Origin of the sequence: Escherichia sp. AM3, assembly GCF_032029835.1 — a bacterium.
Classification (GTDB): Bacteria; Pseudomonadota; Gammaproteobacteria; order Enterobacterales; family Enterobacteriaceae; genus Escherichia; species Escherichia coli.
The window spans coordinates 1-662 of sequence record NZ_JAVUPQ010000479.1; the positions used below are offsets into that span (position 1 = coordinate 1).

At 50.3% G+C, this 662-nt stretch carries 1 protein-coding gene and 1 pseudogene; both read right to left on the reverse strand.

Translation table 11 applies throughout. The annotated features are described in order from the left end of the window. On the reverse strand, positions 1-69 hold a 69-nt coding region (locus RTW80_RS26725; RefSeq protein WP_312721110.1), incomplete at its 3' end, for a hypothetical protein. Next, positions 66-662 (reverse strand): annotated as a pseudogene (gene iucC / locus RTW80_RS26730) (NIS family aerobactin synthetase IucC); the annotation flags it as partial. The gene RTW80_RS26725 and the pseudogene iucC, both read right to left, overlap by 4 nt.

A 662-nucleotide genomic window follows, 5' to 3' on the forward strand; every position in this document is an offset into this window, starting at 1 on the left:
TGACACCGCAGCAAGGCTGAGATTAACTGGCCCGGTCCCAACACCAATAAAATCGACACTTTTTTTCATGATTCATATTCCTGAGTTACCAGCCACAGCGGATTTTGCAGATCCTCAAGGTAATTCGGCAGCATGCGGCTGCCGCCATCCAGATCAGGCCAGGTCAGTTTTACCGGGTTCAGCACCACGCGAATGATTTGTGGCCTGAAAAGTGAGAAAAGCGCAAAACGCTCTGACATTTGTGGATGTTTTTTCATGTAATCACTCAACACTGCTGCCAGCAGTTGATAAAATCGCCTTTCAGGTACGCCAAGACGAACCATCAGTGGCGAAATAAAACGCAGTACTGTCACGAAGTGACCCGTCTGCAAATCATGGATTAAGTAGTCCGCACTCAGGCGGGATGTAACATCACGAACCTCCTGAGGCAAAGAGTCCATTTCGGGGAACTCTTCTTTCACCAGTCGCATATCGCCCTGGAAGTCTTTCAGCAGAACACGCTGTGGAACCCCCTCTTTCATGGCGAGAGTTATATTTTGTCCATGTGCAATAAGCGCGACACCGTAGCGGCAAAGCAGGTGATACAGAGGAACCACGACCACCCGGAACAGTTGCGTAAGCCAGGTTTCAGCGTCCAGCCCGGAGCGGTCTATATATGCGCC